The following is a 14478-nucleotide window of genomic DNA, read 5'->3' on the forward strand; positions in this document are numbered from 1 at the left end:
GACACCGCTAAATGCAAGCTTCCCGGACAGATTTTATGACTTTTAACAGAAGATAACCAGGGCAATTATTGCAGCCATAACAGAAACGATTAGAACTGCAGCTGCAGAAATATCTTTTATGATTTTGATCTGCCTGTTTTTTTCCGGAGAAACAACATCACAAATGCGCTCAATAGCTGAATTAAATGCTTCGGCGCCCAGTACAATTCCAACACAAACTATGATCATCATCCATTTGGTTCGGGTAATTTCTACGAGCCAACCCAAAGCTGCCACAAGAATACCAGCAAAAATGTGAATTCGGAAATTTATTTCCTTTTTCCATAAGTGCCATATTCCGTTAAGTGCATTTTCAAAGCTGTGTAGCCTTTTTGCTAAAAATTGGTTTTTCATGGCGATTATTTTAGGCATTTCCTCCTGAATTGTTTCAGGAGGAAATGTGTGATTCTTATTCTTTATACCAATTTACTTTTCGGGTTGAATACATTAATGCAGCCAGTAGTACAAACAATCCGATACTTCCGGTAAGTAATGCAAACGATTCGAGTTGTAGCAGGATAAAAATGAATAGGTAACAGCCTGCCAACCCGAAACTGGTTCCCAGCTGGGTTTTAAGTTCTGGCATAAAACTGCGCGTGTAAAAGAGCACCAGAATAATTACAGCCAACGCGGCAACCAGGTACGCGAGGTTAAAACCTAAATGCTCGGAGATTGACAGTAGCAGCAAATAGAAAATGCTGATTGCCGAGCCCACCATAATGTACTGAAACGGGTGGATGCGCTGTTTCGACAACACTTCGAACATAAAAAACACTACAAACGTGATGATAATGATCAGGATGGCGTATTTGGCGCTACGGACATTCTTTTGGTAATGATCAGCAAGGCTCACCATTTCAACACCGAATTTCGAATTTTCAATATCGTTTTGGTTTAGTGTGTTGTTGGTGCTTATCCATTGTTGCGGGTAGTTGCGGTTAAAATGCAAAACGCTCCAGTCGGCCTGAAAGCCTTTGTCATCAACGTTGCGGTCGGCAGGCAGGTAGTTGCCTGTAAAACCCGGGTCGTTCCAGGTCGATTCCAAACGAACCGAGGTTTGCTCGCCCAGCGGAGTAAACATCAGGTTTTGGCTGCCTTTTAACTGCAGTTTGATCGAAAATACTCCGTTCAGGTCGCTGGTGTAAAGTTCTTTTAGCGGAATGGAAACACCGCTGTGCCCGATCGGCGATGAGGTTTTTCCGGGCGAAAATGTATAAGCTTTGTCATTCCAGCGCAGTTCCAGTCCGTTGTTTATACCTCTCAGGTCGCTGATTGATAATTGCAACTGGGCATCGTCCCAGATTATGTCCGAAGATTCGATGTTCAGTTTCTCCAGGTCGATGTCCTTGAAATTTCCGGTTATTGCAAGTTCTGCCTCGTAAACATCAACATTATAAATGCTGCGCTGCAATTTTATAGGTAGCAGTGTGCCGTTAACCGATAATTCTTTGGGAAGAAAAGTCGCGTAGCGTGTAACTTCGTTGTACGTGTCGTCCTCTTCGTTGTAAATTTTCTTTTTTAAAGGAACAAAGAGCACAGGGCCGCTAATGAGCTGTTCGTTCGACCATTTACTCATCACTTCGTTCACAACCTGAAAGGAATTGCTCTGGCGCTCGCCAATCAGCTCCATAATCATTACTTTGGGTATCAGCAGAATTAGGATGAGCATCCCGATCACTAAAAGTTTGAACGACAAAGTCCGGTGAAAGCTGATTCCAAGGCGGTCTAAAATGTTGTCTTGTTTTTCCATGTTTAATTGTTTTAAAAGTACTTTCAAATACAAAGTAGAATGATAAAAAAATTATTTGTTTGTAATATTCTGATTCTTTATTAAATCTTCCAATGCTTTTAAATGTAGCTCAAAAGCTTTACTCCCGCTTGACGTAACGGCATAAGTCGTATTGGGTTTTTTGCCCACAAAGGTTTTGTTCACCGAAATGAATCGTTCCTTTTCCAATGCTTTAATGTGGCTGGCCAGGTTGCCGTCGGTTAATTCGAGCAAGTCTTTGAGTTCGTTAAAACTTAAGCGCGAATTTACCATTAAAGCCGCCATAACGCCCAGCCTCACTTTGTTCTCAAAGGCCTTATTCAGATTTTGAATCGGATTCTTCACGCTTCTGAATTTTTGTTTTCACGATTTAAAAACATGAATCCGTAAATAATGTGAAGGATACCAAAGCCGATGGCCCAGAAATACAGGCCATAACCCGGAAATGTGGCCGCCAGTAATCCTAAAACGATCTCAACCAAACCAAGGCTTAAAATCTCGGGGCGGGTATATTTTGCAGCGTTTACCAATGCCAATCCGTAAAAAATAAGAAAGCACGGACTTACAATGCCGTAGTAGCCGCGTAATGCCAGTATAGTTGTTAATATTCCGCCTGTTGCCAGTGGTATGAGCAGATTGATGAGTAGCAGTTTTGAGCCCGGTCCCCAAATGGGTTTTTGCTCTTTTTTAGCTTGTTTTACCGTTAAAACGTAAATGGTGAAAAGCGACAGAATCAATACAGTTATACCGATAACAAAAACGGAGGTGAGCACGTCGTTTAAATGCTCTTCTGGTATAGCATAGGGAAACTGATGCACGATACGGTTGGCAAAGAATGCGCCAACAAGGGCATAGATTCCCACCAAAATACCCGATAATCCGCTGAGAGACAGGAAACGGCTTGAGCGTTCCATTATGTTGCGGATGTCTTTTAATTCGCTTAAAAGCTTTTCTGATTCATTCATTTCAAAAGTACTTTGAAATACAAAGTTGGTAATTATTTATCAGAAATAAAATAGTTGGTGCATTTTTTTTGCATTCAGCCTCCATAGTCACTTGTCATTCCGAACATAGCGGGGAATCGAAATCACCTGCAGAGAACACTATTAGTTTGATGAAATAAAATTTATATCGGATAGAATTAGATTTAGTAAAATGAGGAGGTGTATTTTGTCCTAAACAGCAATTTCTTATTTATCAGAATTTTTTTTATAACGACAATATAATTATATTGGCTGGCAATAAAACTAATGAAAAACTACTCTTAATAGAACATGAAAACTTTCTTTGTCATCTCATGTCTCCTCCTGGCCTCCAATGTTATGTTTGGGCAAAACTCGTGGTTGTTAATAAGTAAGGGAGATACGCTGAATGCTTCAATTCAAATTAAAAAAAAGAAATCGGAAGACCTTATATTTTTTAAATATGCTTATCATCACGACTGGCATTTAATAACGGCCGATAATGCCGAAGCTGTTGAGCTGCCCGGAAAGGAAAAATATATTTCGGTAAAACTTCCGAAGGTAGAAAAGAAAGTTTGGGCAAAGTGTTTGTTTGATGGCACGTATAAATTGGTTAAATATAAACTGGCGTATTATATTATTACCGAAACTGATGTGTACTTGCTTGAACCGCCGACGAATAATAAATCCAAACACCGGTTTAAAGGAGTATATGGATCGCTGTTTTTCGAGGATATTGATTTTGATGTTAATAGCCTGAGTTACAATTCTCAGTCGCTGGTAAAACCCCTTATTTTATTTCACAAAAAAAATAATTTGTGGTACAAAGATTATAACAGGTACGTGAAAAAAGATGCTTCAGTTTTACTGGAAGGTTCTTACGCGAATGTTGAGGGTGGCATGAACCTTCGTTTTAACGATTATTTTAGCTTAAGCGGACAGGCATTCACGTTGGGCATCCATCGGAGTGTGATGTATCCTGATTTTTCAAATAAAATATCGTTCTCGGTAGGAGCAAAAGTTAGCGCTTATGCATTTAACAACTATGTAAAGAATGTAAGCGTAGGCAAAACAAATTATGTCGATATAAATCATTATTACTTCTCAGCAGGCGGAAACGGAGCGGTGTGTTTTCGTTTTCTGGATCTGTCTTCAGTTAAACTTTCGTTACGTTCAGGTATTGATGTTTTGAAAATGTTCTCATCGGATCAGCAAATCAGACTGGAAACTCTTTTTGATAACGTTGTTGAAACTTCGGATGTTAATTTAGGTGTAGATGACCGAATTTTGTTCTACCAGGTAAATCAACTCTTAATCGAAGTTCCTGATTTTAGCAAAAGACTACAGGCTGGAGTTGGCGTTAGTATTCCGCTTAATAAAAAGGTTTCGGAGCTTAATACTTTTGGTATTAATCATTCAATCATGTTTTCAGTAATTTATAAGTTTTAATGTGGTTATGAGAGTATTACTGTATTTTTTAGTGTTTGTGCTGTTTATGTATGCATGCAACGATAAAGAAGAACGCGATTTTCCTTCGATACAAACCCATGCAAATGTTATAGTAGAAGAAGATGGAGTAACTGCTTTTGGCTCTTTTGAGGGAGGATGGTCTTCGACGATTACTGATATTGGCTTTGTTTATTATTTGTCAGGTACCTCGGGCACCGACTACGAGATCGTTTCTTTAGGAGCTGTTGAAGCGGGTGTTAGTGATTTTAATGCAAAAATCGTTCGGAATTTGTTGATTGGAGCCGAGTACACGATAAAAGCCTATTTAACCACCAGTAAATATACAGTTTACGGAGAAGAACAGCATTTTATAAGTAAAGGAGGAAAAGCACCTGTAATAGCCGGTTTTTCGCCCAATAATGTGTGGATTGGAGATACACTAACTATAACGGGGAGGTATTTCTCGGACAAAAACGATGATAATCATATTTATTTTGGTGAAGAAATTACACAGCCGATAGTATCAAACGATTCCATTTTAAAGGTTATAATTCCAAATACAATTAAAACAGTTAAAAGCGATGTGCGCATTACAGTGGCCGGCAAAAGTTCGTCTTTTTCAGAAAAATTAATAATAGCACCTCCTGTAATTGACGAGATAGTTCCTAAAGATGTTTTGCCGGGAGAATCGCTTCGAATCAAAGGTCATGGTCTGTTATCTATAAAATCGTTAATTGTTGACCAGCAAAACTTTCCGGTGGTAACTAAAAGTGATACATCGTTGCTTTTTACCTTAACATACGATATTAACCCGGGGAGCAAAAATCTTAAGCTAATGATGCTTGATGAGTTGTTGGAGCCGGAAAAACAATACAATGTTATTTTACCCCAAATTACATCGGTTCAGCCCCAAATTGCCTGGATTGATAGCGTTTTAACCGTAAAAGGTACACACCTCGATAGGCTGACTAACTTTCAGATTGGAGGAATTCCATTGCAGGAAATAACAAAAACAGATAGTTTGGTTACATTGCGAGTAACAGCTGTGTTTAATTCCGAAACGTTAAATGCCAGGTTTAGGTATAATGGCGATATTGATTCAGGACTTAAAATAACTTTTAATATGCCTGTTATTACTTCAATAACACCTGCAATTACTCACGCCGGAGAAACCATAGAACTGACTGGCGAACGTTTTTTCTATGGAATGGCACCAAGTATTGGTACGCTTACAGAGGTTAGTGAGAATAAGGCAAAGTTAACACTGCCCTGGATGATACCGGCAGGAAATCACACAATTGACCTGAGTTATATGTTCGATTTTTCGGCAGGAACTGTTGAGTTTACGATTCCACCAATAAAGATTATTGATTATTGGCCGAAAGAGATAAAAAGAGGAGACACGGTTAATGTTATTGTTGAAAATTTACCCGAGAATTTGGCGGGTTACTATGCAGTTGCTTTTGACCGAAGACCGGGATATGTTATGGCACGTAACGGAAATGAGCTACAGTGCATCGTACCTTATGATGCAGAAATTGGCAACAATCCTTCATTATCGGTATATGTAGGACTTCAGGAAGATATGATTGAAAATGCTTTTGTACTGACAGAAAAGTGGGAGAAAGTGGATAAAAATTTCGCTATGTCAGGTGGAAACTGCTTTTTCATTGATATGGATGGAGCGCATTATCTATTGTTCCAGGATCAACATTATTCATCGTTAAAGAAATTTGATTCTTCTGCCGAAGATTGGTTTCAATTGAGTCGGACTGATTTATTTAATGAATCAAATATTGTAACAACTTTTTCTATTGATGATGACTTGTATTTTATTTCGTACAATTCCTCAGGAGAGAATTTAAATTATAAATATTCCATATCGAATAATGCATGGAGCCGAATTGCCGGTTTTCCGGTAGAAATGGATGGTTCTTTTTCATTTAGTAATCAGGGTAGGGGCTTTGTAGGAACGATTAACAGCTTTTTTGAATATGATAAATTAAATGATCGTTGGATTACGCGACAGACACTTCCTACAACTCATTATGAAGTGAGGAATACGCTAAACTTCAGCCATGAAAATTATGCGTACCTGGGCTTTTATACCTCAATAGTAAACAAGACTGAATATAACGAATTCTGGCAATATAATATGGATACTGATGAGTGGATCGATTTGGGAGGAGCACCGGTAAATGTTTATACCGGAGGATCTGTATTTACAAAAGATAATATCGCCTATATCATGGGAAAGGGATACGAAGAAGTGGGAGAATTTAAGGCTTATAATTTGAATGCCAATAAAGCCCGAAACCTTCCATTGCCCCCAACACAATGGGCTCAGTATTATCAAATATTTTATGAAAATGGATATGTATATTTTATGATGCGACCAGATTTTTATTCAGGCTGGAGTTTATTTAAAATAGCTATTTCTGAGCTATATGAATAAGGATAATATTGAATTTTTCCATTTATACTTGTGAGTAAATTTATCAGAATATAAAGAAATGAAACATTTAACGCGTGCTTTCGACGGCCAAAATCAATGGTGGAAATACCTGGTAGTAATTATTGTTGCCGTTATTGTAGGGCAAATCGTTGGGGCTATTCCGCTCATTGTAGTAATTGGCGTATCCGTAGCAATGAACGGTGGGCAGGTAGCCACTCCAGAGAATGCCATGGACTTATCGGCCTATGGAATTGATCCGAATCTGGGGCTGGCGCTTATGGTTATTCCATTTATTGTAATGCTGGTTTTAGCCATTGTGCTCATTAAAGCTTTTCATCAACGAACTTCGAAAGACGTTGTAAACGGAGGACGCTCATTCAGGTGGAACCGGTTTGGGCTGGGAGTAGCAGTGTGGGGCGTCATTATGTTGGTGTTATTTTTCGCTCAGCTACTTATTAGTCCGGAAGATTTAGAGTTTCGTTTTGATCCGGCCGCATTTATTCCTCTGGTTTTTGTTGCTGTTTTGCTTATTCCAATCCAGTCGGGCACCGAAGAGTTTATCTTTCGTGGTTACCTGGCACAGGGCGTTGCCGGATGGACAAAACGCGTGTGGGCGGCAATTCTTATTCCTTCGGTTTTGTTTGCTTTAATGCACGCTGCCAATCCTGAAGTAAAGGAGCACGGTTTTTGGATGATGATGCCATCGTATTTTGTTTTTGGTGTTGCATTTGCAATTACAGCAGTTCTTGATGACGGAATTGAACTGGCTATCGGAATACATGCCGTTAACAATACGCTGGGCGCACTATTGGTTACCAGTAAAGAATCGGCGATACAAGTTCCTTCCTTGTTTTTCCAGCAGGAAACCGATCCGGTAAATGACGCTGTTGTTCTGGTTGTTTCTTCGGTGATTATGCTGATAATTCTAAAAGTAATTTTGAAATGGGATTTTTCTATTCTTGCGAAGAAGATTGAAGCACCGATGGTTGTTGATGAGGCATAAACATGCAAAGCGCTTAGCGGTTTGAACCGCTTAGCGCATAAGAATAAGGCAAAAAAAGAACCGTTCTTTGATGATGAGAACGGTTCTTTTTCGGGATTGGCGATTTATAATCGCCTGAGAGAATCACGAGGTTTAAACCTTATCTCCCTAGTTCTTCTCAATCCAGTGAGCGATCCAGTCGCCAACTGCCGATGTACTTTGTGCTTGTCCTTCGGCGATGTCTTCAGTAACAAAACCTTCAGCCATTGACGCAGCAACAGCCTCACGAATTAATTTCCCTTCATCTTTCAGGTCGAAAGCATATTCAAACATCATTGCAGCCGAAAGGATTGTCGCAATCGGGTTGGCAATGTTTTTACCGGCAGCCTGCGGGTACGAACCGTGAATTGGCTCGAAAACCGAAGTGTGGATACCAACTGATGCAGAAGGCAACAATCCCAGAGATCCGGTAATTACACTGGCCTCGTCAGTTAGAATATCGCCGAACATGTTTTCGGTAACCATTACATCAAAATTCTTTGGCCACTGAATAATCTGCATGGCAGCGTTATCCACAAACATGTATTCCGTTTTGATGTCAGGATAATTTGGTGCCATTTCCTGTGCAACTTCGCGCCACAAACGCGAGCTTTCCAGTACGTTGGCTTTGTCAACCACGGTAAGCTTTTTATTGCGTTTGGCAGCAAATTCGTATCCCAGTTTCAAAATTCGTTCTACTTCCTCGCGGGTGTAAATACAGGTATCGTAAGCAGTATTTCCATCGTCTTTACGACCTTTGTCGCCAAAATACATTCCGCCTGTTAATTCCCGGATGCAAACAAAATCAGCTCCTTCAACCAACTCACGGCGAAGTGGCGATTTGTGCAACAACGATTCGAAAGTTTCTACCGGACGTATGTTGGCATACAATCCCAACTTTTTACGCATGGCTAACAATCCCTGCTCAGGACGTACCGGTGCTTTTGGGTTATTATCGAATTTTGGATCGCCAATGGCACCAAAAAGCACTGCATCCGATTTCATGCACAACTCGTGTGTTTCTTCCGGATAAGGATCGCCAACTGCGTCGATGGCACAAGCGCCGGTTAGAGCTTGTTTGTATTCTAATTCGTGATTAAATTTTTGTGCAACAGCTTTCACTGCTTTCATGGCCTGATCAACAATTTCAGGTCCGATCCCGTCGCCGGGCAATAATGCAATGTTCAGTTTCATTTTTTTTAGAAATTTTCGGACACACAAAACTGCAGGCCCGAGGTCGTTTTTATTTTTCGTTTTTTAATTCTTCCAGTTTTGTGGTGTTAAACTCGTTTTCAATCACGTTCAACATCCTTGTCGTTGCCAAAATTGCGGCAGCATTCTGATCGGGGTGCAGACCTTTAGTCTTAAATTCGTGATCGTTTCGCCAGGTAATAACTGTTTCAACCAGGGCATTGGTATTTCCGCCTGGAGGAATCGTTACGACATAGTCAATCAGTTTAGGAAATACTTTATCTAGGCGTTCGTAAATTTTGCGTAAAGCTTTTACAAAAGCATCGTACTGTCCGTCGCCATCGCTGTATTCTTCGTAAATTTTTCCATCAATTTCAAGCGATACATTGGCCATTGGGCGCAATCCCATGGTGTAGCTTATCGAGTAATTCACCACTTTTACGCGTTGCTCAAAAAGATCATTTTCCAACACATCGGCAACAATGTACGGTAATTCATCGCTTGTGATGGTTTCTTTTTGATCGGCCAGTTCAATAACCTTGTCTGTAACTTTTTTCAGCGATTCTTTATCCAACTCAATGCCAAGGTCTTCCAGGTTCTTTTTGATATTGGCTTTGCCCGAAGTTTTTCCCAAAGCGTACTGGCGTGTGCGGCCAAAACGTTCGGGAAGCAAGTCGTTAAAATACAGGTTGTTTTTGCTATCGCCGTCGGCATGAATTCCGCTACATTGCGTAAAAACAAATTCACCAATCAGCGGTTTGTTGGTCGGGATGCGAATACCGGAAAAAGATTCAACGAGCTTCGAAACCTTATTTAACTGAGCTTCGTTCACCCGTGTTTTCATTTTCAGGTGATCTTTTATGGTGGCAATCACACTTGATAGGGGAGCATTCCCTGCTCGTTCTCCCAAACCGTTTACTGTGGTGTGCACACAGCGGATTCCGGCTTTCATGGCATGAAAAACATTGGCAATGGCCAGGTCGTAATCGTTGTGTGCATGAAAATCGAATTCAACGTCAGGAAAGTTTTCGATCATTTCGTGACAGAAATCGTAGGTCTCGTCCGGATCAAGGATTCCCAACGTATCGGGAAGCATAAATCGCTCCACCTTTTCGTCTTTCAGGCTCGATATCATATAGTGCACGTAGTTTTTAGAGCTGCGCATACCGTTCGACCAGTCTTCGAGGTAAACGTTCACCCTGATTCCCATTTCGTCGGCATAGCAAAGTACTTGTTTGATATCTGCAACATGTTGTTCCGGCGTTTTCCGCAATTGCTCGGTAACGTGTTTGTACGATCCCTTGCAAAGCAGGTTAATCACTTTTCCTCCGGCTTTGGCAATCCATTCCAGCGAAATTCTACCATCAACAAATCCGAGTACCTCAATTTTATCGAGGTGACCTTTTTGTGCGGCCCATTGCATTACCTTTTGGGTGCCTTTGAATTCTCCTTCCGACACACGTGCCGAGGCTATTTCAATGCGATCCACTTTCACGTCCTCAAGCAGCACCTTGGCTACACTTAGTTTTTCCCCGTCGCTGAACGAAACGCCTGACGTTTGTTCGCCATCGCGAAGGGTAGTATCCATAATGGTCAGGTGCTTACCTGAAATTTCTACTGCTTTGCCTGTCATTTTTTTTATTCTTAAGTGAGGATTTCACTTGAAGTGAAGTCCTCACTATTGTCTTGTCTGTCTGTTTCAAATTATCATGTCATTTCGAGGAGGAACGACGAGAAATCTGCTCCTTGAAACAGATTTCTCTCCGTCAGTTGACGGATCGAAATGACAGCAATTATTTTGCTTCAAATTCTGCAATTTGCTCTTTCATTTCAACCAGGTAGTCGATATCATCCAGTCCGTTTTGCAAACAATGCTTTTTGTACGGATTGATTTCGAAATCAGTCGATTCACCGGTAGCAGTTATCGTGAATTTCTGATTCGGCAGGTCAACCTCAAAAGTCGATTCCGGATCTTTTTCAATCTGAACAAAGATTTTCTCAAGGAACTCTGGTGAAACAACAACCGGTAATAGTCCGTTGTTCAATGCGTTTCCTTTAAAGATATCGGCGAAAAAGCTTGAAACCACTACACGGAAACCATAATCGTAGATGGCCCATGCGGCGTGTTCGCGGCTCGATCCGCTACCAAAGTTTTTACCGCCTACCAGGATTTTACCTGAATATTTATCGTTGTTTAACGGGAAATCAGCTTTCGGACTTCCGTCGTTTTCATACCGCCAGTCGCGGAAAAGGTTATCGCCAAATCCTTTACGTTCCACAGCTTTCAGGAAACGTGCAGGAATGATCTGGTCAGTATCTACATTTTCGTAGGGCAGAGGTACTGCCGGTGAATTTATTTTTGAAAATTTATCGTATGCCATTTTTTTATTCTTTACTTATTATTGATTGAACCACCCCGCCAACCTTATAGGTTGTCACCCCTCCTGGAAGGAGGGGAAAATTTCTCCTCCTTCCAGGAGGAGTACTCCGATAAAATCGGAGGGAGGTGGTAAAATATATCTACATCATCTCTCGAGGATCTGCAATTACACCAGACACGGCAGCGGCAGCTGCAGTAAGCGGGCTTGCCAACAATGTGCGAGCACCCGGTCCCTGGCGACCTTCAAAGTTTCTGTTCGACGTTGAAACAGAATATTTCCCCATTGGTATTTTATCGTCGTTCATTGCCAGACATGCAGAACATCCCGGCTGACGCAACTCAAAACCTGCTTCTTGCAAAATTGGAACAAGTCCTTCGGCTTCAATTTGGTTTTGTACCTGTTTTGATCCTGGTACCAACCACGCCGTAACGTTATCGGCTTTTTTCTTGCCTTTAACAAAAGCGGCAAATTCGCGGAAATCCTCAATACGACCGTTAGTACAGCTTCCGAGGAATACAAAATCAACCGGTTTGCCTTTCATGGCATCGCCTTCGTTGTATCCCATGTATTGTAACGATTTCTGATACGTTGTTTTATCTGTTCCCGACAATCCTTCCGATGTTGGAATAGTTTGCGAAACACCAATTCCCATTCCAGGGTTTGTACCGTAGGTGATCATCGGCTCAATGTCAGCAGCATCAAAAGTGTATTCCGTATCAAAAACGGCATCTTCGTCTGATTTTAACTCCGCCCATTTTTCCATGGCTTTGTCCCAGTCTTCACCTTTTGGCGCAAACTGACGGCCTTTTACATAATTGAAAGTTGTTTCATCCGGAGCGATCATTCCGCCGCGGGCACCACTTTCAATACTCAGGTTACACAATGTCATCCGGCCTTCCATTGTAAGGCTGGTGATTGCCGAACCTGCATACTCGATAAAGTGTCCGGTACCACCACTGGTCGATATTTTAGAAATAATGTACAGTGCGATATCTTTTGCCGTTACACCTTTATCTAAAGTTCCGTTAACGGTGATGCGCATTTTCTTTGGTTTCGGCTGCATAATACACTGGCTGGCCAAAACCATTTCCACCTCGCTGGTACCAATTCCAAAAGCAATGGCACCAAAAGCTCCGTGGGTAGAAGTGTGGCTGTCGCCACAAACGATGGTCATTCCCGGCTGGGTTAATCCCATTTCGGGGCCGATAATGTGTACCACGCCGTGACCTTCAGTTCCCAGTCCGTGATAAACGATACCGTTCTCATCGCAGTTCTTTTTCAGCATGTCAACCTGGTTGCGCGAAAGTTCGTCTTTAATCGACATGTGCTGGTTGATAGTAGGAACGTTATGGTCGGGAGTAGCTGTAGTTTGATCCGGACGATAAACTTTCAATCCGCGGTTTTTCAATCCTAAGAAGGCCACCGGACTCGTTACTTCGTGAATAAAGTGACGGTCGATATACAATACATTTGGGCCACCTTCGACCTGTTTCACCACGTGTGCATCCCAAATTTTATCAAATAATGTTTTTGCTGTCATGATTTCTTTCCATCTATTATATGGATTCAACTTTTATTCTTTCAACACTCATCCCCCTGCTCCTTCGTCGCATTCCCCCTTCGAAGGGGGATAAAGGGGGATGAATTGTTTACATCTTTTATCCGTATTTAATTTACACCGCTGCCGGCAGTTTGTTAATGGCATCCAAAAAGGCCTCAACCGAAGCCGTAATAATGTCGGTGTGAGCACCAAAACCATGGTAGATCGCATCTTCGTATTCCACCTGCATGTGTACTTTACCAATGTCATCGCTACCGCGGGTAATTGCTTGTACCAGGAATTCCTCGATAACTACCTGACGGTGAATAATCTTTTTAACCGCTTTAATTGCTGCATCAACCGGACCGTTACCATCAGAAGTGGCATCGAATTTCTCACCTGAAATGTTCAGGCGTACAGTTGCCATTGGTTTCAGGCTCTTTCCGGTAACAACTTGCAAGTAATCCAATTTAATGCGGTGTTCTTTACGTGTTGCATCGCCAACCAACAACGCGATATCGTCATCACGAATATCTTTTTTCTTGTCGGCCAGTTTCAGGAACTCTTCGTAAACCTCGTCAAGTTTTTCTTTATCCAGCTCAAAGCCTAATAACTCCAAACGGTGTTTCAACGCAGCGCGACCACTTCGTGCAGTCAATAAAATTGCCGATTCGTTGATGCCCACGTCTGTTGGATCCATAATTTCGTAGTTCTCGCGGTTTTTCAATACACCATCCTGGTGAATACCCGACGAGTGGGCAAATGCGTTACGTCCAACAACTGCTTTGTTTGGCTGCACCGGCATGTTCATCAAAGTAGAAACCAATCGGCTTGTACCGTAAATTTTCTTGGTATTTACACCTGTTTCAATTCCCAGTGCTTTGTAATGTGTTTTTAATGTCATTACCACCTCTTCCAACGAGGTGTTTCCGGCGCGTTCGCCAATTCCGTTAATGGTAACCTCTGCCTGGCGGGCACCATTCAGGATTCCCGAAACAGTGTTGGCAGTTGCCATTCCCAAATCGTTATGACAGTGTGTTGAAATAATCGCTTTATGAATATTTGGTACGTTGTCCATCAGGTATTTGATTTTTGCACCAAATTCGTGTGGCAAAGTGTAACCGGTAGTATCCGGAATATTTACAACTGTAGCTCCGGCTTTAATTACCGCCTCTACCACGCGCGCCAGGTATTCGTTTTCGGTACGGCCGGCATCTTCGGCGTAAAACTCTACATCTTCAACGTATTTTTTTGCGTATTTCACGGCCTCTACACCACGCTCGATAATTGCATCGGGATTGGAGTTGAGTTTGTGGTAAATATGAAAATCAGATGTTCCGATTCCGGTGTGGATACGACCTTTTTTGGCGTACTTGAGTGATTCGGCTGCAACATCAATATCTTTTTGTACTGCGCGGGTTAAGGCTGTAATTGTTGGCCATGTAACCGCTTTCGAAATCTCTACTACCGATTCAAAATCGCCGGGGCTCGAAATGGGGAATCCTGCTTCAATAACATCAACTCCCAATTCCTGCAATGCTTTGGCAACTTCAATCTTTTCTACCGTGTTCAACTGGCAACCGGGGACCTGTTCTCCGTCCCTCAAAGTTGTGTCGAAAATGTAAAGTCTGTCGCTCATGATCTATTTGTTTTTCAATTTTTATTTTCTGTT

12 protein-coding genes are annotated in these 14478 nt (G+C 41.6%); 3 read left to right on the forward strand and 9 right to left on the reverse strand.

The features are described from left to right. Positions 1-42: 42 nt before the first annotated feature. The 4 genes from BMW53_RS08865 to BMW53_RS08880 are packed head-to-tail and all read right to left on the reverse strand — an operon-like array spanning position 43 to position 2772. Positions 43-393, reverse strand: a complete 351-nt coding sequence (locus BMW53_RS08865; protein WP_038564943.1) for a diacylglycerol kinase family protein — start codon at positions 391-393, stop codon at positions 43-45. Positions 394-448: 55 nt separating this feature from the next. Next, on the reverse strand, positions 449-1789 hold the full coding sequence (creD, locus tag BMW53_RS08870) for a cell envelope integrity protein CreD (protein WP_038560129.1): 1341 nt from the start codon (positions 1787-1789) through the stop codon (positions 449-451). Between the two features lie 51 nt (positions 1790-1840). Then, complete coding sequence (locus BMW53_RS08875; protein WP_038560134.1) at positions 1841-2152, reverse strand: winged helix-turn-helix domain-containing protein; 312 nt, start codon at positions 2150-2152, stop codon at positions 1841-1843. After that, positions 2149-2772, reverse strand: a complete 624-nt coding sequence (locus tag BMW53_RS08880) for a hypothetical protein (RefSeq protein ID WP_038560139.1) — start codon at positions 2770-2772, stop codon at positions 2149-2151. Before BMW53_RS08880 ends, BMW53_RS08875 begins: the two co-directional genes overlap by 4 nt. 309 nt (positions 2773-3081) lie before the next feature. Here BMW53_RS08880 and BMW53_RS08885 point away from each other — a divergent pair, with 309 nt between their 5' ends. The 3 genes from BMW53_RS08885 to BMW53_RS08895 are packed head-to-tail and all read left to right on the forward strand — an operon-like array spanning position 3082 to position 7676. Next, complete coding sequence (locus BMW53_RS08885) at positions 3082-4218, forward strand: hypothetical protein (RefSeq protein ID WP_139178067.1); 1137 nt, start codon at positions 3082-3084, stop codon at positions 4216-4218. 7 nt (positions 4219-4225) lie between these two features. Further along, positions 4226-6673: an IPT/TIG domain-containing protein gene (locus tag BMW53_RS08890; protein ID WP_074780523.1), complete on the forward strand. Its 2448-nt coding sequence runs from the start codon at positions 4226-4228 to the stop codon at positions 6671-6673. Between the two features lie 58 nt (positions 6674-6731). Beyond that, positions 6732-7676: a CPBP family intramembrane glutamic endopeptidase gene (locus tag BMW53_RS08895; RefSeq protein WP_038560153.1), complete on the forward strand. Its 945-nt coding sequence runs from the start codon at positions 6732-6734 to the stop codon at positions 7674-7676. 147 nt (positions 7677-7823) lie between these two features. Here the strand turns inward: BMW53_RS08895 and leuB are convergent, their stop codons facing one another. The 5 genes from leuB to BMW53_RS08920 form a co-directional block, all read right to left on the reverse strand. After that, positions 7824-8888 carry a 3-isopropylmalate dehydrogenase gene (gene leuB / locus BMW53_RS08900; protein WP_038560156.1) on the reverse strand — a complete coding sequence of 355 codons (1065 nt, stop codon included), beginning with the start codon at positions 8886-8888 and terminating at the stop codon, positions 7824-7826. 49 nt (positions 8889-8937) lie between these two features. Next, positions 8938-10518, reverse strand: coding sequence for a hydroxymethylglutaryl-CoA lyase-like TIM-barrel protein (locus tag BMW53_RS08905; protein WP_217642915.1), 1581 nt, complete (start codon positions 10516-10518; stop codon positions 8938-8940). Between the two features lie 160 nt (positions 10519-10678). Continuing rightward, complete coding sequence (gene leuD, locus BMW53_RS08910) at positions 10679-11266, reverse strand: 3-isopropylmalate dehydratase small subunit (RefSeq protein WP_038560159.1); 588 nt, start codon at positions 11264-11266, stop codon at positions 10679-10681. A gap of 139 nt (positions 11267-11405) precedes the next feature. Then, positions 11406-12806, reverse strand: a complete 1401-nt coding sequence (gene leuC, locus BMW53_RS08915) for a 3-isopropylmalate dehydratase large subunit (protein WP_038560162.1) — start codon at positions 12804-12806, stop codon at positions 11406-11408. 133 nt (positions 12807-12939) lie between these two features. Beyond that, positions 12940-14445 (reverse strand): 2-isopropylmalate synthase, encoded by a 1506-nt coding sequence (locus BMW53_RS08920; protein WP_038560165.1) that lies wholly within the window; start codon positions 14443-14445, stop codon positions 12940-12942. Positions 14446-14478 lie beyond the last annotated feature (33 nt).

It is taken from the genome of Draconibacterium orientale, from assembly GCF_900111425.1.
Classification (GTDB): domain Bacteria; phylum Bacteroidota; class Bacteroidia; order Bacteroidales; family Prolixibacteraceae; genus Draconibacterium; species Draconibacterium orientale.

Excerpts from the sequence above, each read along its gene's own strand:
- leuC (WP_038560162.1), bottom strand. The coding sequence starts at position 12,806 with ATGACAGCAAAAACATTATTTGATAAAATTTGGGATGCACACGTGGTG.
- leuB (WP_038560156.1), bottom strand. The coding sequence starts at position 8,888 with ATGAAACTGAACATTGCATTATTGCCCGGCGACGGGATCGGACCTGAA.
- BMW53_RS08880 (WP_038560139.1), bottom strand. The coding sequence starts at position 2,772 with ATGAATGAATCAGAAAAGCTTTTAAGCGAATTAAAAGACATCCGCAAC.
- BMW53_RS08920 (WP_038560165.1), bottom strand. The coding sequence starts at position 14,445 with ATGAGCGACAGACTTTACATTTTCGACACAACTTTGAGGGACGGAGAA.
- creD (WP_038560129.1), bottom strand. The coding sequence starts at position 1,789 with ATGGAAAAACAAGACAACATTTTAGACCGCCTTGGAATCAGCTTTCAC.
- BMW53_RS08890 (WP_074780523.1), top strand. The coding sequence starts at position 4,226 with ATGAGAGTATTACTGTATTTTTTAGTGTTTGTGCTGTTTATGTATGCA.
- leuD (WP_038560159.1), bottom strand. The coding sequence starts at position 11,266 with ATGGCATACGATAAATTTTCAAAAATAAATTCACCGGCAGTACCTCTG.
- BMW53_RS08895 (WP_038560153.1), top strand. The coding sequence starts at position 6,732 with ATGAAACATTTAACGCGTGCTTTCGACGGCCAAAATCAATGGTGGAAA.
- BMW53_RS08885 (WP_139178067.1), top strand. The coding sequence starts at position 3,082 with ATGAAAACTTTCTTTGTCATCTCATGTCTCCTCCTGGCCTCCAATGTT.
- BMW53_RS08905 (WP_217642915.1), bottom strand. The coding sequence starts at position 10,518 with ATGACAGGCAAAGCAGTAGAAATTTCAGGTAAGCACCTGACCATTATG.
- BMW53_RS08865 (WP_038564943.1), bottom strand. The coding sequence starts at position 393 with ATGAAAAACCAATTTTTAGCAAAAAGGCTACACAGCTTTGAAAATGCA.